The 19,806-nt window shown below is 71.0% G+C and carries 18 protein-coding genes and 1 tRNA gene; 7 read left to right on the forward strand and 12 right to left on the reverse strand.

The window, feature by feature from the left end:
- Positions 1-255: 255 nt before the first annotated feature.
- The 3 genes from test1122_RS07370 to test1122_RS07380 all read right to left on the reverse strand — a co-directional run bounded on the left by test1122_RS07370 (position 256) and on the right by test1122_RS07380 (position 3,049).
- On the reverse strand, positions 256-693 hold the full coding sequence (locus tag test1122_RS07370) for a hypothetical protein (protein WP_232268360.1): 438 nt from the start codon (positions 691-693) through the stop codon (positions 256-258).
- Positions 694-947: 254 nt separating this feature from the next.
- Positions 948-2,339 carry a sensor histidine kinase gene (locus test1122_RS07375; RefSeq protein WP_232268361.1) on the reverse strand — a complete coding sequence of 464 codons (1,392 nt, stop codon included), beginning with the start codon at positions 2,337-2,339 and terminating at the stop codon, positions 948-950.
- Complete coding sequence (locus test1122_RS07380; RefSeq protein WP_232268362.1) at positions 2,336-3,049, reverse strand: response regulator transcription factor; 714 nt, start codon at positions 3,047-3,049, stop codon at positions 2,336-2,338. The genes test1122_RS07375 and test1122_RS07380 overlap by 4 nt, the downstream gene beginning before the upstream one ends.
- Before the next feature lie 32 nt (positions 3,050-3,081).
- Between test1122_RS07380 and test1122_RS07385 the strand changes: the two genes are divergently transcribed.
- Positions 3,082-3,633: a hypothetical protein gene (locus test1122_RS07385; protein ID WP_232268363.1), complete on the forward strand. Its 552-nt coding sequence runs from the start codon at positions 3,082-3,084 to the stop codon at positions 3,631-3,633.
- Here test1122_RS07385 and test1122_RS07390 read toward each other — a convergent pair.
- Positions 3,630-4,499, reverse strand: a complete 870-nt coding sequence (locus tag test1122_RS07390) for a spermidine synthase (protein WP_232268364.1) — start codon at positions 4,497-4,499, stop codon at positions 3,630-3,632. The genes test1122_RS07385 and test1122_RS07390 overlap by 4 nt on opposite strands.
- A 34-nt stretch (positions 4,500-4,533) precedes the next feature.
- Entirely contained in the window at positions 4,534-4,947 is a 414-nt protein-coding gene (locus tag test1122_RS07395) for a hypothetical protein (RefSeq protein WP_232271803.1), read from the reverse strand.
- Between the two features lie 175 nt (positions 4,948-5,122).
- On the opposite strand from test1122_RS07395, the gene test1122_RS07400 reads away from it, so the two are divergent.
- Entirely contained in the window at positions 5,123-6,517 is a 1,395-nt protein-coding gene (locus test1122_RS07400; RefSeq protein WP_232268365.1) for an NsdA family TPR-like regulatory protein, read from the forward strand.
- Between the two features lie 245 nt (positions 6,518-6,762).
- On the opposite strand, the gene test1122_RS07405 is transcribed toward test1122_RS07400, so the two are convergent.
- The 4 genes from test1122_RS07405 to test1122_RS07420 are packed head-to-tail and all read right to left on the reverse strand — an operon-like array spanning position 6,763 to position 11,516.
- Positions 6,763-8,112 (reverse strand): AAA domain-containing protein, encoded by a 1,350-nt coding sequence (locus test1122_RS07405; RefSeq protein ID WP_232268366.1) that lies wholly within the window; start codon positions 8,110-8,112, stop codon positions 6,763-6,765.
- Positions 8,109-9,602, reverse strand: coding sequence for a hypothetical protein (locus test1122_RS07410; RefSeq protein ID WP_232268367.1), 1,494 nt, complete (start codon positions 9,600-9,602; stop codon positions 8,109-8,111). Before test1122_RS07410 ends, test1122_RS07405 begins: the two co-directional genes overlap by 4 nt.
- Positions 9,599-10,732 carry a hypothetical protein gene (locus tag test1122_RS07415; protein WP_422396939.1) on the reverse strand — a complete coding sequence of 378 codons (1,134 nt, stop codon included), beginning with the start codon at positions 10,730-10,732 and terminating at the stop codon, positions 9,599-9,601. The genes test1122_RS07410 and test1122_RS07415 overlap by 4 nt, the downstream gene beginning before the upstream one ends.
- The gene (locus test1122_RS07420) at positions 10,650-11,516 is read right to left on the reverse strand and encodes a phosphatase PAP2 family protein (protein ID WP_232268368.1); all 867 of its coding nucleotides are present in this window, start codon (positions 11,514-11,516) and stop codon (positions 10,650-10,652) included. Before test1122_RS07420 ends, test1122_RS07415 begins: the two co-directional genes overlap by 83 nt.
- A 172-nt stretch (positions 11,517-11,688) precedes the next feature.
- Here test1122_RS07420 and test1122_RS07425 point away from each other — a divergent pair, with 172 nt between their 5' ends.
- From test1122_RS07425 to test1122_RS07435, 3 genes are all read left to right on the forward strand, one after another.
- Positions 11,689-12,288 carry a histidine phosphatase family protein gene (locus test1122_RS07425; RefSeq protein ID WP_232268369.1) on the forward strand — a complete coding sequence of 200 codons (600 nt, stop codon included), beginning with the start codon at positions 11,689-11,691 and terminating at the stop codon, positions 12,286-12,288.
- Positions 12,289-12,882: 594 nt separating this feature from the next.
- Positions 12,883-13,245 (forward strand): hypothetical protein, encoded by a 363-nt coding sequence (locus test1122_RS07430; RefSeq protein WP_232268370.1) that lies wholly within the window; start codon positions 12,883-12,885, stop codon positions 13,243-13,245.
- Between the two features lie 100 nt (positions 13,246-13,345).
- A tRNA-Lys gene (locus test1122_RS07435) sits at positions 13,346-13,419 on the forward strand.
- A gap of 77 nt (positions 13,420-13,496) precedes the next feature.
- Here the strand turns inward: test1122_RS07435 and test1122_RS07440 are convergent.
- On the reverse strand, positions 13,497-14,747 hold the full coding sequence (locus test1122_RS07440; RefSeq protein ID WP_232271805.1) for a M6 family metalloprotease domain-containing protein: 1,251 nt from the start codon (positions 14,745-14,747) through the stop codon (positions 13,497-13,499).
- Between the two features lie 388 nt (positions 14,748-15,135).
- On the opposite strand from test1122_RS07440, the gene test1122_RS07445 reads away from it, so the two are divergent.
- Entirely contained in the window at positions 15,136-16,809 is a 1,674-nt protein-coding gene (locus test1122_RS07445; protein ID WP_232268371.1) for a putative bifunctional diguanylate cyclase/phosphodiesterase, read from the forward strand.
- A 26-nt stretch (positions 16,810-16,835) separates the two neighbouring features.
- Here the strand turns inward: test1122_RS07445 and test1122_RS07450 are convergent, their stop codons facing one another.
- Positions 16,836-17,564, reverse strand: a complete 729-nt coding sequence (locus test1122_RS07450; protein ID WP_232268372.1) for a maleate cis-trans isomerase family protein — start codon at positions 17,562-17,564, stop codon at positions 16,836-16,838.
- Between the two features lie 154 nt (positions 17,565-17,718).
- Positions 17,719-18,633 (reverse strand): maleate cis-trans isomerase family protein, encoded by a 915-nt coding sequence (locus test1122_RS07455; protein ID WP_232268373.1) that lies wholly within the window; start codon positions 18,631-18,633, stop codon positions 17,719-17,721.
- Between the two features lie 206 nt (positions 18,634-18,839).
- Between test1122_RS07455 and test1122_RS07460 the strand changes: the two genes are divergently transcribed.
- A complete protein-coding gene (locus test1122_RS07460; RefSeq protein ID WP_232268374.1) occupies positions 18,840-19,802 on the forward strand; it encodes a D-2-hydroxyacid dehydrogenase in 963 nt (320 codons plus the stop codon).
- The last annotated feature ends 4 nt before the right edge of the window (positions 19,803-19,806 follow it).

A 19,806-nucleotide genomic window follows, 5' to 3' on the forward strand; every position in this document is an offset into this window, starting at 1 on the left:
GCTCCGGCCAACCCCGCAACGGAGCTCGCGACGCTTGGTGGGCACAACACCCGCCCACCGGCCCGCACCGGCCACCCCCGGGGCCCCGGGGCAAAGCCCCGGTTACGGGAAGGGGCGGGATACGGGGACACCCACGCCCCCAGCACCCCCGCAGCCGGGCGAAGCCCCGCCCCGCGGCGGACCGCAGATCGGTACAGCCGGAAAGGGGCCGGGACCGGGGAAACCCCGGCTGGCCGACCTCGTGTCTCAGAGGTGTCATCGACGCGCGTACAGGTCGTCACCACGCCACAGCGTCGGCGCCCCCTCAGTAGGGAGCTGAAGCTGCCGGTACAGCGTCGCCCGCATCTCACGCGTATACACAGGCTCAGGCATATCCGCGAACCGCAGAACAGCTCCCCGCACGCCACACCACTCAGCGAACTCAGCGGGATCGGCCATCACAATGTCCAGAACGCGCTGTGATGGAGTGATGAACATCAACGGGCGGGGGTCATCCTCACGACCCCAGAGCATCGCCTCACCGCTGCCACATTTAGCAGTCGAGATCTGCTCGTTCACCTCGTGGCCGCCGTGCTCACGAGCCCACGTACGGCACATCAGCATCTGACCGGCTTCATCCACGATCCAGGGGTCGGCATCAAGCTGCTCGGACGCGACCAAGCTGGTCAAGGCCACGGTTCGGTACTCGGGCATCAGATCCTCAGCTCGGGCTGGCGTAACCGCAGGAATGGCAGACCTTCCATCCGTCCTGGTTGACGGCGAGCACGCCGCCACACTGAGGACAAACCTCTGACGTGGGAGGCTCAACGTCGGGGTCGGCCGGACTCGGCAGGGTTGTTGTAGTTGCCACGCTAGTTCCTTTCCAGCATGGGATGAATACTGCCAGCTTGCGACCAAGGGGTCATGCCCAGGATCTCCCGCAGCTGCTCACCCCCGAACAACCGTGCTCAGCCGCCGACGGACGGTGCCCGGCGGCGGCGCCCCCGGCGCCGCTCGCCCCGGGGTGCCCCGTCACCGTGCAGGGCCAGCCAGAGCCGTACCTCCGTACCGCCCAGCACCGACCGCCCGATCCGGACATCACCCCCCGTGGACTCGGCGACCCGCCGCACAATGTCCAGGCCCAGCCCCGTAGAGCCCGGCCCGCCGTCGCCGTGACCACGGCGCAGTGCCGCGTCCGGGTCGGCGATACCCGGCCCGGCGTCCGATACCAGCACGATCACCGCGTCGCTGGCGGCCCCACCGGTGTGCACATCCACCGCGAAGGCCGTGCCCTCGGGAGTGTGCCGGAAGACATTGCCCAGCATGGCGTCGAGCGCGGCAACCAGTTCGGCGCGGCCGACCGGCACCCGCACCGGCCGGTCCACCCCGGCGACCCGCGTCTCGCGGCCTTCGTCCTCGGCGAGCGCGGACCAGAAGTCCATACGCTCCCGGATCACTTCGGCGGCATCGCTGCCGACGCAGACGCCGCTTCCCGCTGTCTGGGCGCGCTGGTCGCGCGCGGTACGGATGATCTGGTCCACCTCGCGTTCCAGCTGGGCGACGGCCGCCCGTGTCTGCTCGGCGGCGTCGCCGTCGCCCAGCGAGGCGGTGTTGAGCCGGAGCACGGTGAGCGGCGTACGCAGCCGGTGCGAGAGATCCGCGGCGAGCTCGCGCTCATTGGCGAGCAACTGAACGACTTGGTCGGCCATGGAGTTGAAGGCGACAGCCGCGGAACGCAGTTCGGCCGGGCCCCGTTCGGGGACCCGTACGCCCAGCTTGCCCTCGCCCAGCTCGTGCGCGGCCTTCGCCAACCGCTCGGCCGGACGGACCATCCGGGTGCCGAGCCGGTCGGCGATGGCGACGGAGCCAACGATCAGCGCGAGGCCGACGCCCGCCAGAATGAACCACGATGTGGTGACGCCCTTGCTGATCTCCTCCTCCGAGACGAAGACCTCCACGACCGCCACCTGCCCGGTGGCGACGGCGGTCGGCTGGAGCAGCGCGAAGCCGCCGTCGACGCTGACGATGGAGGCACGCCCGAGCCGCTGGGTGGTCTCCAGGGCCGTACCGGTCGCGCGGCGCGCACCGATCTCGATGGCGTCGCCGTCCTTGCCCTCCGCGGGTACATGCACCGCGATACGGCCTTCCGCACCCGCCTGGGTGCTGGCGACGGCACGCTGCAGCTGGTCCCGGTCGGAGGTGATGGCGAGCGCCGGGCCGACGGCGGCGGCCTGCCGTTCAGCGTTGCTGAGCGCCCGGTCGCGGGCCATCTCCTTGACGACGAGTGCGAGCGGCACGGCGAAGGCCACCACCACCATCGCGGTCACGGCGAGGCTGACCTTGACCAGCGCCCATCTCACGGCCGCGGTCCGGGCGGGGGTTCCAGTTTGACGCCGACACCGCGCAGGGTGTGCAGATAGCGGGGCTTGGCCGCCGTCTCCCCGAGCTTGCGGCGCAGCCAGGACAGATGCACATCGATGGTCTGGTCATCGCCGTAGGCCTGCTGCCACACTTCGGCCAGCAGCTCCTTGCGTGGTACGACCACACCGGGCCGTCCGGCGAGAAAAGCGAGCAGATCGAACTCCCGGCGGGTGAGGTCGAGCGTCACGCCGTCGAGCAGCGCCTGCCGCCGTAGCGGGTCAATGGCCAGCCCCCCGACCCGCAGGACCCGGTCCTCGGCCAGCCCGCCGCCCGGGCCACCCGCGCCGCCGCGCGAGCGGCGCAGTACGGCAGCCATCCGGGCGGAAAGATGCTCCACGGAGAACGGCTTGACCAGGTAGTCGTCCGCGCCGTCATTGAGCAGTCGGACGATCTCCGCCTCGTCGTCCCGGGCGGTAGCGATGATCACCGGCACCTGGGTGATCCCACGCAGCATCTTCAGTGCCTCCGCGCCATCGAGGTCGGGGAGACCCAGGTCGAGGATCACCACATCGAAACCGACCTGCGCGACCTCCCGCAGCGCCTCCAGCGCGGTGCCCACACTGCGTACCGTGTGGGACGCCTCGGTGAGGTGCCGGATGAGGGCGGAGCGTACGAACTGATCGTCTTCGACGACGAGCACACTTGCCATGCGCGGCACCGTACGCCATTAGGGTGACCCTGATGCAACGACGACTGGTTCACGCCGGGGCGTGGACGCTCGCGACCGGGGCAGCGGTGACGCTGTCCTGGTTTGGTGTGCATACCGTGCTCTCCAGCACGGCCTATGATCCGCCGAGGGCCCTGCCGATCCCCTCGGGCGACCCGGCCGACGGCGCCGCACCGCGGGACGCCGCACCGCAGGACTCCTCCACCCAGCGGCCAAAGCCGCCCAAGCCCCCGGCGTCGCTGACCTCGTCACCGTCCTCGTCACTGCCCTCGTCACTGTCTCCCTCATCGCCGTCTCCCTCATCGCCCTCCTCATCAGGGGTGCCGTCGTCGGCGGCGCAGTCAGGGAACGTCCGGAGCTACCGGGCCGACGGTGGCCGGGTCGTCTTCGACCTGGGGCGCAGTTCGGCGACGCTGGTCTCGGCGACCCCCAACTCCGGCTGGGAGATGCAGGTCTGGAAGCAGGACACCTGGATCCGGGTCACCTTCACCCAGGGCGAGCGCGCGTCCTCGGTCTTCTGCACCTGGCACGACTCCGCCCCCCGGGTACAACGCGACGAGCGCTAGGTAAACGTTCCGGCTGGTGGGGCCGGGGAGGGGGACGCGGTGGCGTCGGTCACGGCGAGGGCGCCGCCGGTGAAGTCGGTGAGCGCGCGGCCGTGTTCCACCCGGCCGGGGTGCGGGTCCCCGGCGGTGCGCCGGGTCAGTTCGGCGACCGGCAGCGGCCGGGCTCCGGCGAGCAGTACGGCGTTGCCGAAGCGGCGCCCGCGCAGCACGGCGGGGTCGGCGATCAGACAGAGCTCGGGGAAGACGCTTCGCGCGGTGGCGATCTGGGCCCGTAGGTGACCGAGCGGCGGGCCGTCCGCGAGATTGGCGGCATAGAGCCCATCGGGCCGCAGCGCCCGCCGCGCCTCGCCAAGGAATTCGGTACTGCCCAGATGCGCGGGGGTGCGGGCGGCGCTGAAGACATCCGCGATGACGATGTCCGCCCAGCCGTCCGGGATCTTCGCCAGCCCGGCACGGGCGTCGGTGCCGCGCACCCGTATGCGCCAGCCGCTGTCCAGCGGCAGCTCTCTGCGGATGAACCGCACCAGTTCGGTATCCACCTCGATGACCTGCTGGGTGGAGCGCGGCCGGGTGGCGGCCGTATAACGGGCCAGTGTCAGCGCGCCGCCACCCAGGTGGACCGCGTGGACGGGACGGCCGGGTGGGGCGGCCAAGTCGATGATGTGGCCGAGCCTGCGCTGGTACTCAAAGCCGAGATGCGCTGGGTCTTCGAGGTCCACATACGACTGCGGGGCGCCGTCCAGCAGCAGGGTCCAGCCCTGCGACCGGTCGGGGTCCGGCATCAGCTGGGCGAGACCGCCACCGACCGGCTCGGTCACCGCCTCGCGGGCCTGCTTGCCGCCGCCCTGCCGTCTTTTCTTGGCCACACGGCCAGTATCCCCGCTCCGGGGTCAGGCTGGACTACTCGCAGCGATCGGCGGCCTCGATGGTGCGGGCGGCCTCGCCCAGCGCCGCGCGCAGCTGGACCGGCTCGGTGGTCCAGCCGTACGCCCGCTCCGGGGGAACCAGCCAGCCGGTCCCGGCGACCGGGGGCTCATCGGTACGGCGCGGCGCGCGGCTGAAGGTCTGGGTGCAGGCGCTGCCAGGCAGGTCCCAGCCAGCCGCGGTGCCCGGCGGCACCAGAAATCCGAGGGTGTCGCAGGCGCCGTCGTGCAGTACCGGCCCTACGCCGTCGCGCAACCGCAGGATGTCCAGGGCTTCCAGACCCTGCCGCGCGGGCACGGTCACCAGGTCGCAGGGTTCATCGGCCGGACCGGCGCTGCGGTCCGGGGCGGGACGGTGCTGAGCAGTCGTTCGCGAGCCACCGGTGTCCAACACTGGGACCCCTCCTCCGCATTCGCTGATACGAGGTTCAACGGTCAAACTCGTCAACGGCTACGGCGATAGGCCATCGCAAAGGATGGCAGTTCATGGCAGATCGCGGGTGAGATATCCGTTTTGTAGTCAAACTCTGTGTGGTTATCGGGTTACGGCGTGTACCTTCCGGGGCATGGCGTCGTCACCTTCAGCGTCAGCCGGATCGGGTCGTCAACCGAATGTGGCCTTCCGGCGATTGCGTGGTCGGCTCTCGCCCGGCGAGTTCGCGGCGGCCGTCCGCAAATCCGCACGGGACATCGGAGAACAGGTCTCATGCGACGCGCGGTACATCGGGCGGGTGGAGGCCGGAGAGATCCGGTGCCCCAACTACGCCTACGAACGTGTGTTCCTACACATGTTTCCGGGGTACACCCTCATCGATATGGGCTTCGCGCCCAGAGAGGCTGTCCGCGGGCGTGCGGCGCGTAAACGGGGGGCGTACGGGGGTGACGAAGCGCCTTGGGAAACACCCATGCGCGGAGCACCTGCGCGCGATGCGCATGACCGTACCGAGACCCGTATCCAACCCGATGAGGAGAGCGACGTGCTGCGTCGCGCGTTCATGACCGGCGGCCCGGCCGCCATAGCCACCACTTCACTGGGCATGACCCTGGGAGCCCGGCCCGCCTCCGCCGCGCCCGGCCGGGCCGGGGAGGCCGAGGCGTCCGCTGTTGAGGAGGCGGTCCGGCAGATCCGGCTGCTGGACGACCGGCATGGCGCGGACGGCCTCTATCCGCGCGCCGGGAATTCGCTGCGGGCCGCCTACGAACTGCTTGACGTGGGGGCACAGCGGCAATCGGTCACCGACCGGCTGCACACCGGCGCGGGGGAACTCGCTATCTCCGTAGGATGGTTGGCCCATGACTCCGGTCGCCTGGCTGACGCCCGCTCACATTACGCCGAGGCGCTGGCCACTTCCCGAGTCTCCGGTGACCCGGGGCTGGAAGCACACGCCTTCTGCAACGCCGCCTTTCTGGCCCGCGATTCGGACCGCCCCCGGGAGGCCGTACGGGCGGCGCAGGCCGGGCAGCAGGCCGCGAAGCAGGTGGCGTCGGCACGGCTTCAGTCGCTGCTCGCGCTGCGCGAAGCGGGCGGATGGAGCGGGCTCGGCGACCGCTCGGGCTGCGAGGAGGCGCTGGGCCGGGCCCAGACCCTCTTCGCCCGTGGCCCCTCGGACGCCGATCCGGAGTGGATGACGTTCTTCGGTGAGGCCGAGCTGGCCGGACTTGAGGCTCAGTGCTGGTCGGCGCTGGGCGACTGGGACCGCGCGGCACGCTGTGCTCGGCGGGCGGTCGCGATGCAGCCGCCGCACTTTGTGCGGAACACCGCGCTGTTCACGGCCGAGCTGGCGGGGGATCTGGCGGGGCAGGGGGAGCCGGAAGAGGCGGCGGTCCAGGGCAACCGTGCCCTGGACCTCCTGGACACCGTTCGGTCGTCCCGGATTCGCGGCATGCTGATCGCGGCGGGCCAGCGGTTGGCGCCGTACCGGCGGGAGGCGGCCGTCCGCGTCTTCCTCAAACGCCTCTAGTGCGGCTCCGCCCCGCGGCGGGGCTCCGCCCGGCTGCGGGGGTGCCGGGGGGGGTTCCCCAATTCCCGCCCCTTCCCGCAACCGGGGCTTCGCCCCGAGCCCCGGGGTTGCCGGTGCGGGCCGGTGGCCGGTGTTGTGCCCACCCGTTCCGCCCCTCGGGCGGACCGAGTGCCCACAACACTGTGGGGGGGCTGGGGGCGTCAGCCCACAGTTTCGGGAAGGGGCGGGGTTGGGGAAGCGGGCCGCTACGGGTGCCAGGGCACGCGGTGTTCGTTCAGGTGGGCCAGGACCGCGTGGTTCGCCTCCCAGCCGTCCGGGAACTTCACCGTGACCCCGAGCTGGACCGGCTCAGTCGAGGGGTGCTCGTCCAGCAGCTCGGGCACACCCGCCCGGCAGACCACAACGCAGGCGTGCCGGTGCCGGGAGGCCAGCACACACAGCCGGCCGGTCTCCAGATGGAAGGCCGTCGCGTCCGGGCGGCCGGACAGCGGGTGGAGCACCACCGTCACATCGAACTCCCGGCCCTGGAGACGGTTCGCCGTATCCACCGTGGCCCCGGTGATCCCGAGCCCGGCCAGCGCCGACCGAACCGCCGCCGCCTGATCCCGGTGCGCGGTGCCCACCGCGATCCGGTCAGCGGTGAGCGGGACCGGATCCGGGGCGCGTTCGCTCACCGCCACCCCTCCCCGGTCCAGCAGCCGCCGCACCACCCGCGCCACGGCCGCCACCGCCTCCGGGTCCGTACGGGGCGTATGGCGGGCCGGGAGTTCCAGCAGGCCCCAGCCCGACTCGGCCGCCTCGTCCAGCACCCGGTCCGGGGTCGAGCCGTCCGAGCGGACGCCGAAGGTCAGCCGCCGGTCACCGTGGCCGGTGCCGCTGCGGAACCGGGTGTACGGATAGAACGCCGCCGAGACCAGCGGCGCGGCCGAGGCCGGCAGCCGCCAGGAGACCGGCAGCCGGTGCTGCGGCAGCCGTGGATTGTGGGCCAGCAGGGTGGCCACCGCGCTCGCCGACGGGTCGTAGGACAGCCCCGCCCACTGCTCGGTACCGACCTGGCTGAACGGGTCCAGCTGGCCCGGATCGCCCACGAACAGCGCGTGCTGAAAGAGCCGGGCCACGGTGAGCAGCGCGTCGGAGCGCATCTGGTACGCCTCATCCACGATGGCGTGCTCCCAGGGCTCCAGATCGCCCACGGTCTCCCACTTGGCGGCCGTCGAGACGACCACATCCAGCCCGGCCAGCTCGCCCGCCTTAGCCGACTTGACGACTCCCGGGTGCCGGTCCAGAGCCGGGTCGTAGAGCCGCTGGCCCGTGCTGCTGTGCAGCCGTCCCACCGGCAGCTCGGGGTCCTCCCTCGCCAGCCGGTCGACCAGATCATCGACTTGGGCGTTGGTCTGTGCGACCACCATCACTGGCCGTCCGGCACCGGCCAGCTCCCGGGCGGCCCGCACCACCAGGGTGGACTTCCCGGCCCCGGGCGGCGAGTCCACCACGACACCGCGCTCCCGCGCCGCGAGGGTGTCACGCAGGATCGCCTCGGTGGCCGAGGCGGCCGCCGCACCCGGATCCGGCAGCTGGGTTGTCGTATCGCTCACGGCAGATCCTCGCTGGTGACGGTGGACGGCGCGGTGGCGTTCAGGGCGGGCGGGCCGCCGTGGGTCCACGGGGTGTCTTCCGGCTCGGGGAAGCCCGTCCGGCCGCGCGGCGCGTGCTCGAAGAGCGTCCAGCACAGCCGGTCGCCCTCCGCCGGCACGGTGCCCGGCTTCGCGGTCTTGCCGGAACCCATGCCGCTGGTCAGCCGCACGGTGAGCAGACCCGCCCCGGGGCTCGCCACGAACTCCGCCTTCTGTGGTGTCCTGGCACCCGCCAGCGGGCGGTACACCTCGGTACCCGCGTCGAGGTAGGGCGAGTCCTCGGTCCGTACCGTGACCAGCGGACGAGGACGCCCCTTGGCCGAATACGCCATCTCCACCGCGACCACCTCCCCCGCGAACGCGTCACCGGCCAGCCGCCGCCCCGCCATCACCAGCGGATCATCAAGCGCCTCCTGGGCCGCCAGCCGTGCCTGGTCCCGCTCCCGGGTGGCGAGCTTACGGGCCGCCGTCACCGCGTCGTCCCGCCTGGGCTGCGGCGGCTCCCCTGCCCGCAACCGGTCGCGGTGCGCGGTGTACGACCAGCGGTCACCCTCCCAGCGGGCCGCGACCCGCGCACCGGGCGGCAGCGAGCGCAGCAGCTCGACGCCTTCCCACATCGCCTCCCAGGTGGGCCGCAGCTGGGAGGCGATCAGCGTACGGATCTCCTCCTCCGCGCCCGGCAGCTTCGCGTCGAAGCGCTCGATGGCCGGGGCCAGCCGCCGGTTGTCGAAGGCCGGGTCGGTGGCCGGTCCGGCGGGCGGGACGCACAGCAGCCCGGCCCGGTCCCGCGCGGTCTCCGCCCGAGCCGCCGCCGCGGCTCCGCCGCCGTCCGCCGGGGCCCGGAGCCAGGCCAGCAGTGCCCCCAGATGCTGGTCCTCCAGCCGGCTCTGCCCCGTCGCCCAGTGGCGGCCCAGCACCTCGGTCATCGCCAGCAGCAGCGAGGAACCCGGCACCCGGGCCCGCTCCCCGTAGTGCGTCAGCCACCGCCCGAGAAGTGGCAGACTGCCCCACTGCGGGGTGGGCGCCGGGTGGGCCGCCTCCGGATCCTCCTCGGCGCTCCGCCGGAACCGCGTCGAGCGGCCCAGCAGCCGTACGTACTCCACGCCCCCGCTGTTCGGCACCAGCAGCTGCGGAACGTCCGCACACGGCCCGGCCTCCTCTTCCACCTCATCCCGCGCCGACTCCAGATGCGGCAGTACGGCATCGGCCAGCTCGGCCAGGAACGCGAACCGCAGATCCCGGTCCCGTGGCTGCGCCACGGTCAGCAGCCGGGGCCGCTCCGGGTCCGTGCCCACCATCGCCCCCAGCGGCGCCCCGGCCTCACCGGCGGTCGTCAACGGCACAAGGACGAGCGGCCGCTCGGCCAGATGCCGGTGACGCACCGTCGTCAGTGGCTGTGCCCGGCCGGAAGCCACCGCCTCCATCCGGGCCAGTGTCGACATCAGCGTCATGCCGCACCGCCGCCCCGTACCTCCGCGAGCACCTCGGCGCGAAGCCGGGCCGCCCGCCGCACCGCGGCGACAGCCGGGTCGTCACCCTCCCCGGCCTCGCCGCGCGCTGCCGCCAGCGTCGCCTCCACCGTCGTCAGCCCGCCCAGCTCACCGCGCACCCCACGCCCCAGCGCCCCCACCTCGCCCGCCTGCCGCGCCCGCTCCCGGCAGTGAAAGGCCAGCTCACAACTGGCCAGGCACTCCGGGGCGTAGGCGGCCGGAACCGACTCCACGGCGGCGGACAGCTCCCCTGCCGGGCGGTCCGGGTCAAAGCTGGTGCCCTGCGGCAGCGCGGCGGCGATCTCCTCGATCCGGGTCAGCCGGGCCAGCTGCCGCCGCACCGTGGCGAGCTGTTTACGGATGTCCATGGGCGCGGCCGTCGGAACGTTGGAGAAGTCCTTGGGGCAGACCAGCAGCGCCCGGTCGCTGACCGTGCCACCCAGCCGCTCCAGCGCCAGCGCGTAGACCGCTGCCTGCCGGGCGGCCGCGCCGACCTTGGCTGGGTCGGCGGCGCCGTCCAGGATCGGGAAGGACTTGATCTCGATGACCGTCCAGCCGCCATCGGGGGCGACGGTCACCGCGTCGGGCTCCAGATAGGCCGGCGACCCGGCGACCTCCAGCTCCACCATGGGGTGGTCCAGGAGCGTCCACACCCCCGCGGTGGTGGCCTCCGCCAATGCGAGCCGGGTCCGCTCGGCACGCCCGGCGGGCCCATCGGCGGTCAGCTCCGGGACCACGGTCTCCCCCGGCTCCGGCGCTGTCCCGTGCAGCAGCCGGATCAACTCGGCCCCGCCATCCCCCTTCACCCGCGACTCAAAGGCATGACCCCGTACGAAGGCGAACTGCGACTGCCCGAAGGACGTCGGCGCGCCCAGTGCCTGGGCCAGCGCGCCCTTGTCGACCCCGGCGCCGTCCAGCAGCGCGCGGCGCTCGCAGCCGGGGTTGGCGGTCAGCGCGGCGAGCGCCCGGGCATCCAGCGGGCGCGGCGCACGGTCGGCGCCGCGCAGCTCAGCGAGGCGTCGCCGCAGGGCGGTCGTCGGCGGCGCTGTCCCGGTCGGTCTGTCGTGGGAACGGTGGGGCAACTGCGTCACCCGGCGAAGTCTGGCATCCGCCACTGACAGCGCGGGCCTTGACCCAGCCGGTGACCCAGTCCGTGAGCCGCATGGCGGGGCGGGCGAGCAGGTATCCGGTCCCCATCACCGCAGCTCCCGCGACCGCGTCGAGGAAGTAATGGTTGGCCGTGCCCATCACGACTATGACGGTGAGCAGCGGATAGCCGATGGCGAGCGTACGTACCAGGGTTGACTGCCTGCCGTACTGCCACAGCACCACCCCGCACCACAGGGCCCAGCCGACATGCAGGCTCGGCATGGCGGCGTACTGATTGGTGAGCCCGCCGAGCCCGCTGGGGGCGCTGGCCTCGGCGCCCCACCAGCCGAACGCGCTGTACTGCTCCATCGTATCGACAAAGCCATAACCGGCGGCAAGCAGCCGTGGCGGGCAGGTGGGCAGCAGGGTGAAGCCGATGAGCCCGAGGAGGGTGGAGACCATCAGCCAGGTGCGGGCCAGCCGATAGTGCGTACCACGACGACGGAAGAGCCAGATGAGGATCGCCGGCGTGACCAGGTAGTGCAGCGTGGCGTAGGCGAAGTCAGCCGGGATGCCGAGCCAGGCGTGCTCGGTGAACAGCCGGTTGAGCGGATGCTCGAAGTTGAGCGAGAACACCTGCTCCAGACGGAGTATCGCCACTCCGTGACCGATGGCGGTCGAGACATCCCCACGGGCTAGGAGCCGCCCCCCTGAGTAGGCCGCGTAGACCACCACGATCAGCGAGAGCTCGGCCCACCAGCGTGGGGCCTGCTGGTCACGGGACATCCGAAACGTTCTCCAATTGTCGCTGGGTGGTCAATCCGCAGTCAGATAAAGGTACGGGGCGGCATCGACCGATGAGACGCTAGGGGTACCGCGGACCGCGTGAGGCCACTGCGCGATGATGCAGGGAACGGTTTCGTACAAATATCCGCACAAATAGGGGAGAGGTCTCCTTATGGCAGCGCGCATACTGCTCGTCCGGCACGGCGAGACCGCCTGGTCACGGCGCGGACAGCACACCGGACGGACGGATGTCCCGCTGCTGGACGAGGGCCGCCGGATGGCCAAGCTGCTGGGTGAGCGGCTGCACCGTTCCCCGTGGGACGGACTGCCGGGTGCCGAGATCCGTACGAGCCCGCTGGTCCGGGCCAGCGAGACCTGCGAGCTGGCCGGTTTCGGCGGGGGGCGCGCGGAGGCCTGGGACGCGCTGATGGAGTGGGACTACGGGGCGTATGAGGGGCTGACCCCGGCACAGATCAAGGAGCGGGCGGGGCAGGACTGGCTCATCTGGCGGGACGGGGTCCCCGATGGTGAGACCCTCGCCGAGCTCTCCGCCCGGGCGGACGCGGTGGTGCGGTGGGCACGCAGCGCGGACCGTGATGTTCTGGTCTTCGCGCACGGCCATATCCTGCGCGTCCTGGGCGCCCGCTGGCTCGGCCTCGACCCGGACTTCGCCGCGCGTATCCGGCTGGCGCCGGCCTCCCTGTCCATCCTGGGCTGGGCCTACGACGCCCCAGCGATCGAACGCTGGAACGACACCGGCCACCTCTCTTAAACGGCGGCCTCGCATTGATCGGCCCCTGGGGGCCTCACAAGCTTCGGACGCCTGCGCCGGACTCCGTCCGTCGGGTGGTGGCTGGGCGCCGCTACCGCCGGTGGGAGTTCCCCTAACCCGGCCCCTTCCCGAAACTGGGGGCTACGCCCCCAGACCCCCACCCGCGTTGTGGGCACTCGCAGCCCCGCGAGGGGCTGTGGGTGGGCACAACACCGGCCACCGGCCCGCACCCGGGCCACCCCCGGGGCCCGGGGCGCGAGCCCCGGTTTCGGGAAGGGGCGGGAATTGGGGAAACCCACCCACGGCACCCCCCGCAGCCGGGACGAAGCCCCGCCACGCGGCGGGAGCCGCACACCGGCACAGCCGGGAAGGGGCGGGCACCTCCTGGGGCGACACCCACCCACCCCGCGAGCCCGCGCCAGAATTCCCGGGCCCCGGGGCGGAGCCCCGCCACCAGCCCCGCCACGTGGCGGAACGCGGGCGCGCCCAGGCTTGTGAGGCCCCTGGGGCGGAGCAATACGCGGAGCAATACGAGACCGCCGTCAAGAAAAGGTCACAATGGGGAGTGGTAGCAACCATGACGGAGGTATACGTATGCCCGAGCCGCACTCGGCTCCGGATCCCCGCGGCGGGGCGCCGCGCTTTCGGCGGCCCACGCCACTGACCTTCGAACCGTCCGAGCCCACCCCAGAGCCAGAGCACTTCTTCGACCTGGAGTCGATCACCGACCCGCGTGAGCTGCTGGCCCGGTCGACCGAGCTGACGCTGGCCTTCCGCGCGGCGGCCGACCGGGCGATGGAGTTCCAGGCGATCGCAGCCGCCCAGCTCGCGGACCCCAAGCGCTTCGACCGGCTCCCGGAGGCCGCGATCGCGGACCGGGCGGAGTGGACGGAGGACTACGCCCGGAAGATGGTGGAGTACGGCCGCGAGCTGCTCGGGGAACGTACTGCCGAGTAGTGCTTACTGTCCGTGCGGTCCGCGCAGGTCGTGGCGGGGGTCACCGGATATCGATTTTCACTCTGCCGGATGCGGGTGCTAAGGTCTACGACGTCAGCAGGCGCCGCTAGCTCAGTTGGTTAGAGCAGCTGACTCTTAATCAGCGGGTCCGGGGTTCGAGTCCCTGGCGGCGCACAGACAGTGGAAGGCCCCTCGCGAAAGCGAGGGGCCTTCCGCATGTGCCCGGATGTGCCCGGTCACCATGTGCCCGGTCACCGCTTTGTGATCTTCACCGTCCACTCGCCGGACACCGAGCGTGCCACCGCCGTCACCCGCACCGCGCCGTCGTCCACCGACAGGCTCTCTCCCTGCCGCAGCGGCGCGTCCGCCAGCGGCGGATGCACCGAGGCGCTGTGGCAGGCGCCGCTGCCGGGGTGAGCGTCAAGCACCTCGACGGGGCCACGCGCCGACGCGGTATCGCTCTTCACCCGGTAGACCAGCACTCCGCCGCTGCACAGCGAGACGTCGTTGCCGACCGGCTCCCGCACCTCGACCGCCAGCACCTCCGAGGGGCCGGTACGCACCGCGACCATCCGGGATCCCGGCGCGGCCACCTTCTTCGGGGCGAGTGGCGCGCTGAGCGGCCGGAGCGTATGCACGGTCGTGCCCGGCTCCTGGACGCAGTCGACCTGCTCCTCGCCCAGCCAGCCCAGCTTCCACTTGTGCCAGCCAAAGGGGTCCGGGGCCAGCCCGAACTGGCTGCCCATCAGGTCCCAGTCGCCGACATACGTATCCCAGTCGCCCTTGCCGTCCTTGGGCCGGTTGTAGAGGTCGGGCAGATCGAAGACATGCCCGGTCTCATGGGCGAGGACATTCCGGTCGGCCGGATACCGCTCGAAGACCGTGACGATACGGCGCAGCTCGGTGCCGTCCACGGAGACCGGGTTCTGGAAGTTGACGACCTTGGTCGCGTCGGAGTCCACCCCGGGGGCTTCCGGGTCGGCGATGAAGTAGACGATGTCGTACCGGCTGAAGTCCACATAGGGGTCGGTGACGGTGATGGCGTCATGCAGATACGCGGAGCGCATATCGGTGTTCCAGTCACGCGCTATGTCATACGCACGCGACTCGGCGGGCATCTCGATCCACTTCTCCACCGGGTGCGCACGCAGCTTGAACTGACCATATGAGGCGCGCTCAAAGAAGTTGCCGGTGGCGGGGAAGTAGTCCTCGGCCAGCTGGGCCGGGGAGGTGAGCGGGCGTGATTCGGGGAAGGAGAGGAAGAGCAGCACGGCGTTGACCGTGCCCTTCGGGCGTACATAGGAGTCGTTCCAGGTGTCCAGGCCCAGCGAGTGATGGGCATCCGTGCGCTGGAGGGCACACGGGGGCGCGGCCGCGATCGCCTGGGCCGGACCGGCCATCGAGGAAGTGCCGATCACCGCGGTGAGAGCCGTGAGCACCGACACCGGGCGGCGCAGCCGACGCTGGAGCGGCTGTCCGGCCGGTATGGGCGTAGCGCACATCTGGACCACGCAGACCTCCCGGCAGTGCTTCGGGATACCTCATCCAGCTTGTGGTGGTCTGTCGCCCTATGCCCTGTTCCGTTAGACCGTGCGAGTCATGGCAATACGATTACCTTGCGTAAGGTCCTCCACTTGGCTCAGTCGCTCGTACTGGCATACGAACATGTCCCCTCCGTGGGTGGCGCCACCCACGGCCATGCTGGCCCGCCCCCGGCGGAAGCCCCTATGATCGGCGGACTTTCCAGCGACGAATCCCCTCCGGGAGCGATCGGTGAACGGAACCCTCGATGGGCCTGATAAAGGCATTGGCGGCACTGGAACGGCGACCCTGCCAGTAACGGACGGTAACCTCTCTGACCATCCCAGCCCCTGTGCGCCTGTTGAAGGTATGGACTTCCAAGCCGCTTTCAACACCGCCCAGCTCGCGATGGCCGTAGTCGACCAGGAGGGCCGGATGCTGACGGCCAACCACGCCCTCGGCCGGCTCCTCGCTACCGACCCGACCAAGCTCACCGGCGTCCCCGCCATCGATCTCGCCGGGCTCGGCCTCGACCACCGCGCCCGCGGGGCCTGCCACGCGGTGCTGCGCGGGGAGAGCGACCAGATGCGCTGCACCCGGCGGCTCAAACATCCCGATGGACATCTCTACTGGGCAGAGGTCACCCTCGTGCCCATCGAGCGGCCCAGCTCCGCGGCACTGCTGTCCATCATGGACATCAGCGAGCGGCGCGATCTCCAGGAACGGCTGCGCCATCTGCAAATGCACGACCCGGTCACCCGGCTGCCCAATCGCACCCTGTTCTTCGAGCGGCTGACCGCCGCGCTGGCCGACAGCACCACCGGCCGCATCGGGCTGTGCTATCTCGACATCGACGGCTTCAAGGCGGTCAACGACATCCTCGGCCACCGGGTGGGCGACCAGCTGCTGGACGCGGTCGCCCAGCGGCTCACCGAGTGCGCCACGGAGCTGCAGCCGGGCGGCGGCCATCTGGTGGCCCGGCTGGGCGGCGATGAGTTCGCCCTGCTGGTGGAGGGCTCGACCGGCACCAAGCAGCTGACCGAGCTGGCCCAGCGGGCGCAGACCAAGTTGCAGCATCCCTTTGATCTGGCCGGCCAGCGGCTGGACGTATCCGCCAGCATCGGTGTGGTGGAACGGTCCGCCGAGGGGACCACCGCGACGGAGCTGATGCAGGCCGCGGACACCACGCTCTACTGGGCCAAGGCGGACGGCAAGGCCCGCTGGACCCTCTTCGATCCGGAGCGCAACGCCCACCGGGTAACCCGGCAGGCGCTCTCCAACACCCTGCGCCCGGCGGTACAGCGAGGCGAGTTCGCCCTGGAGTTCCAGCCGATCGTGGGCCTGGCCGATGACACGCTGCGCGGGGTCGAGGCGCTGGTGCGCTGGCGCCATCCGCAGTTCGGCACGCTCGGGCCGAACCAGTTCATCGCCCTCGCCGAGGAGAACGGCGCGATCGTACCGCTGGGCCGCTGGGTGCTTGCCGAATCGTGCCGCCAGGCCCGCCGCTGGCAGCTGGAGCACTCCGGGCCACCGCTGTACGTCTCCGTCAATGTCGCCGTGCGGCAGGTGTGGGACTCGGATCTGGTGGCGGATGTCGCGGCGATCCTGGCGGAGACCGGGCTGCCAGCCGGGCTGCTCCAGCTGGAGCTGACCGAGTCGGCGGTGATGGGCTCGGCCGGGCGGCCGCTCAAGGCGCTGCAGGCGCTCTCCGAGATGGGCGTGCGGATCGCCATCGACGACTTCGGCACCGGCTACTCAAACCTCGCCTACCTCAGCAGACTGCCGGTACGGGCGCTCAAGCTGGACGGCACCTTCGTACGCGGCTTCCGCACCGCCCGGCAGCTCAACCCAGCTGATGAAACGATCGTGACGTCGCTGGTCGAGCTCGCCCACAAGCTGGGCCTGACCGTCACCGCCGAGTGTGTGGAGGGCCCGTCACAGGCGGAGCGGCTGCGCCGGATCGGCTGCGACACCGGCCAGGGGTGGCATTACTCCAAACCGGTGACCGCGGACTGCATCTCCGAGCTGCTGGGCGACGGGTAGGGGCCGGTAATGGGCCGGTAGGGGTTCTACCCGTCGCCGAACAGCGCTCCCAGGGCGGGACAGACGACCGGGTGGTCGATCAGGCGCAGGCCCTCCCAGGCCGTCACCTGATTGGCCGTGAGAACCGGCTTGCCCAGCGCGAGCTCCAGGTCGACAAGGTGCGCGGCGCTGTGCAGCGCGGTGTCGGGGAGCAGCACGGCCTGGGCGTCCCGATGGTCACCCGCACCCGCCAGGGTCAGCACCTCCTCCTTGCCCCAGGTGCCGACCTCGGCGGCGGTGATGATGCCGCTGCCGCGCGCGGCGACGACCTCGATACCAGCCGCCTTGAGAAAGGCCGCGAAGTGCTCGGCGACATCCTCCGGATAGGTCGCGGCGATCGCGACCCGCTCCACCCCGAGCGCCTTGGCCGCGTGGACGAAGGCGAAGGATGTGCTGGAAGCGGGCAGCCCGGCTGCCGCGGACAGCTCACGCACCTGCTCCTGCGCGCCCTCCCAGCCGAAGACGAAGCTGGCGCTGGTGCACGCCCAGAGCACGGCATCGGCGCCACGCTCCAGCAGCTCACCCACCCCAGCGGCGAGCCGGACTGCGGAGCCCATCTCCAGCAGCGCGTCAACACGGTGCGCGTCAACGCCGATGTCGGTGTGCACCAGCGGCAGCCGCACATCGGCGCCCGCCCCCCGCAGGATCCTCTCCAGCCGCGGGTAGTCGTCCTCCGCGGAGTAGCCCGGGTAGAGGAATCCAACCGTGTGCGCCATCTAGTCTCCTCCCTGTGCGCCTAAGCCGGCGCTGTTCTTTGCGCCTAAGCCGGCGCCGCTCTCGCGGACCTGGTTGGCCGCCGTTGTGGTTGCTCAATTGATGGTTGGGGTGGTTTGGCTCCCCGGTCTCGCGAGGGAGCCCTGCGGGAACCCCTCATACGGGGGGCTGGCCGCCCAGGTCGTCTGGGTATGGGGGCTCGGCCAGGGGGTCCGTCGGCTCGGCCTCCGGGCCCGGGCCCACCGTCCCGGCGAGCGCGGCCTCCGGCTCGGCCTCCGGCTCACGTGGCGGCTCCGGCGGCGGTGGCAGGGACGACATCGCCGCCGGGCCACGTCGGGCTACCGGGTCGAGCAGCGCCTGGTAGGGGCCTACGGCCTCCTTGCCGATGCGGCGCAGCGCGGCCCAGACGGTCACCTGGTTCGCCGAGAGGACGGGCATCCGCAGCTCCGCCTCCAGCTGCGGAATGACGTCGTACGTAGGGAGGTTGGTACAGCTGATGAAGAGCGCGTCGGGGGCTTCCACGACCGCCTCGCGGGCCATGTCGACCACATGCCGGTAGGGCACCCGCCAGATCTCTCGGGTCAGCCCGAGGTAGCTGCGCCCGGTGACCTCGATGCCCCCTTCGCCGAGGTACTCCTCCAGGGAGTCAGTCACGGACTTCGTATAGGGCGTGACGACCGCGATGCGCCGTGCGTCGATCTCGATCAGCGCGTCCAGGAGCGCTCCGGAGGTGGTGAGCGCGGGAATCTCACCGGCCTGTTCCATCGCCGCGCTCATGGCCCGCTCCCCCGCGCCGCCGCCGACGAAGGAGCCAGAGGTGCAGGCGTACGCCACGACCTCCGGGGCTACCGCGCACAGCGCATGGACGGCTTCGCGTAGCGTCTCGTGCTCGCTGACCAGCCGGGCCAGGTCAAGGCTCACCTCGACCGGGACGAAGGGGGTGCGGGTGAGATGCAGTGACACATCATCCGGGACCCAGCGCCACAGCTCACGGTCGAGGGCGAAGTCGAACGGCGCGACGATCCCCACGCCACGCTGCGGCTCCGGGCCGCCGAGGAACGAGACATCCATTTCGAGCCCCTCAAGATACGCAGGGACGGCCTAAGGGCCGGGGAGAGGAAAAAGAGCCGGACTAGAAGCCGGGACGCCGGGTCAGATGCCTTTGTTGACGAAGGTAGTTTCCAATCCCTACCGTGGTCAATCCTCGCATCTCCCCCAGGATCCCGCCTTGGCGTCCCCAGTCAAACTGATCCTCGTTTCGAAATGGTTTCTCGCCTATGTCCGAAACCAGTGTCCTCGTCCTCGACGACGACCCGCTGCCGGACCTCGACCGGCTCGCCGGCCGGGCCCGCGTGCTGCACGCCGACGAGCGGACGCTGGCCCAGCGGCTGCCCGAGGCCGATGTCCTGCTGGTCTGGAACTTCACCTCGGACGCGGTGAAGAAGGCCTGGCCCGGGGACGGGCCCCGGCCGCGCTGGGTGCATACAGCCAGTGCCGGGGTGGACCGGCTGCTGCCGGAGCTGGCTGACTCGGACGTGGTGATCACTAATGCCCGGGGAGTCTTCGACCAGCCGATCGCTGAATATGTTGCCGGACTTGTGGTAGCCATGGCCAAGGATTTCCGGGGAAGCTGGGAATTGCAGCGCCAACGGCGTTGGCGGCATCGGGAGACAATGCGGCTGGGGGGAACTCGGGCGGTAATCGTGGGTTCCGGTCCGATTGGCCGTGCTATCGGTCGAACACTTATGGCACTGGGTGTCGGGGTGGAACTCGTGGGCCGTCGGCAACGCGACGGCGATCCCGAATTCGGGCTCGTCTGGCCCAGCAGCGCGCTCAACGAGCTGCTGGCGGAAGCCGATTGGGTGGTCTGCGCCGCTCCGCTCACCGAAGCCACCACCGGGATGTTCGACGCCGGCGCGTTCGCCCGGATGAGACCTGAGGCGCACTTCATCAATGTCGGCCGGGGCCAGCACGTCGTCCAGAGCGACCTCGTCGACGCGCTGCTCCGCCACCGGATCAAGGGTGCGGCGCTGGACGTCTTCGCGGATGAGCCACTGCCCGCCGACAGCACGCTGTGGGATGTGCCCGGGCTGCTCATCTCCCCGCATATGAGCGGCGACACGATCGGCTGGCGCGACGATCTCGCCCGGCAGTTCCTCGACAACTTCGACCGCTGGGCCGCGGGCGAGCCGCTGCGCAACGTCGTCGACAAGCGACTGGGCTACGTCCCAGCGGACTGAACCC

This window comes from Streptomyces gobiensis (assembly GCF_021216675.1).
In the GTDB taxonomy this organism is placed as follows: Bacteria; Actinomycetota; Actinomycetes; order Streptomycetales; family Streptomycetaceae; genus Streptomyces; species Streptomyces gobiensis.

Coding starts and splice junctions, on each gene's coding strand:
- test1122_RS07370 (WP_232268360.1), bottom strand. CDS start 693: ATGCCCGAGTACCGAACCGTGGCCTTGACCAGCTTGGTCGCGTCCGAG.
- test1122_RS07380 (WP_232268362.1), bottom strand. CDS start 3,049: ATGGCAAGTGTGCTCGTCGTCGAAGACGATCAGTTCGTACGCTCCGCC.
- test1122_RS07385 (WP_232268363.1), top strand. CDS start 3,082: ATGCAACGACGACTGGTTCACGCCGGGGCGTGGACGCTCGCGACCGGG.
- test1122_RS07400 (WP_232268365.1), top strand. CDS start 5,123: ATGGCGTCGTCACCTTCAGCGTCAGCCGGATCGGGTCGTCAACCGAAT.
- test1122_RS07410 (WP_232268367.1), bottom strand. CDS start 9,602: ATGACGCTGATGTCGACACTGGCCCGGATGGAGGCGGTGGCTTCCGGC.
- test1122_RS07420 (WP_232268368.1), bottom strand. CDS start 11,516: ATGTCCCGTGACCAGCAGGCCCCACGCTGGTGGGCCGAGCTCTCGCTG.
- test1122_RS07425 (WP_232268369.1), top strand. CDS start 11,689: ATGGCAGCGCGCATACTGCTCGTCCGGCACGGCGAGACCGCCTGGTCA.
- test1122_RS07430 (WP_232268370.1), top strand. CDS start 12,883: ATGCCCGAGCCGCACTCGGCTCCGGATCCCCGCGGCGGGGCGCCGCGC.
- test1122_RS07440 (WP_232271805.1), bottom strand. CDS start 14,747: ATGTGCGCTACGCCCATACCGGCCGGACAGCCGCTCCAGCGTCGGCTG.
- test1122_RS07445 (WP_232268371.1), top strand. CDS start 15,136: ATGGACTTCCAAGCCGCTTTCAACACCGCCCAGCTCGCGATGGCCGTA.
- test1122_RS07450 (WP_232268372.1), bottom strand. CDS start 17,564: ATGGCGCACACGGTTGGATTCCTCTACCCGGGCTACTCCGCGGAGGAC.
- test1122_RS07455 (WP_232268373.1), bottom strand. CDS start 18,633: ATGGATGTCTCGTTCCTCGGCGGCCCGGAGCCGCAGCGTGGCGTGGGG.
- test1122_RS07460 (WP_232268374.1), top strand. CDS start 18,840: ATGTCCGAAACCAGTGTCCTCGTCCTCGACGACGACCCGCTGCCGGAC.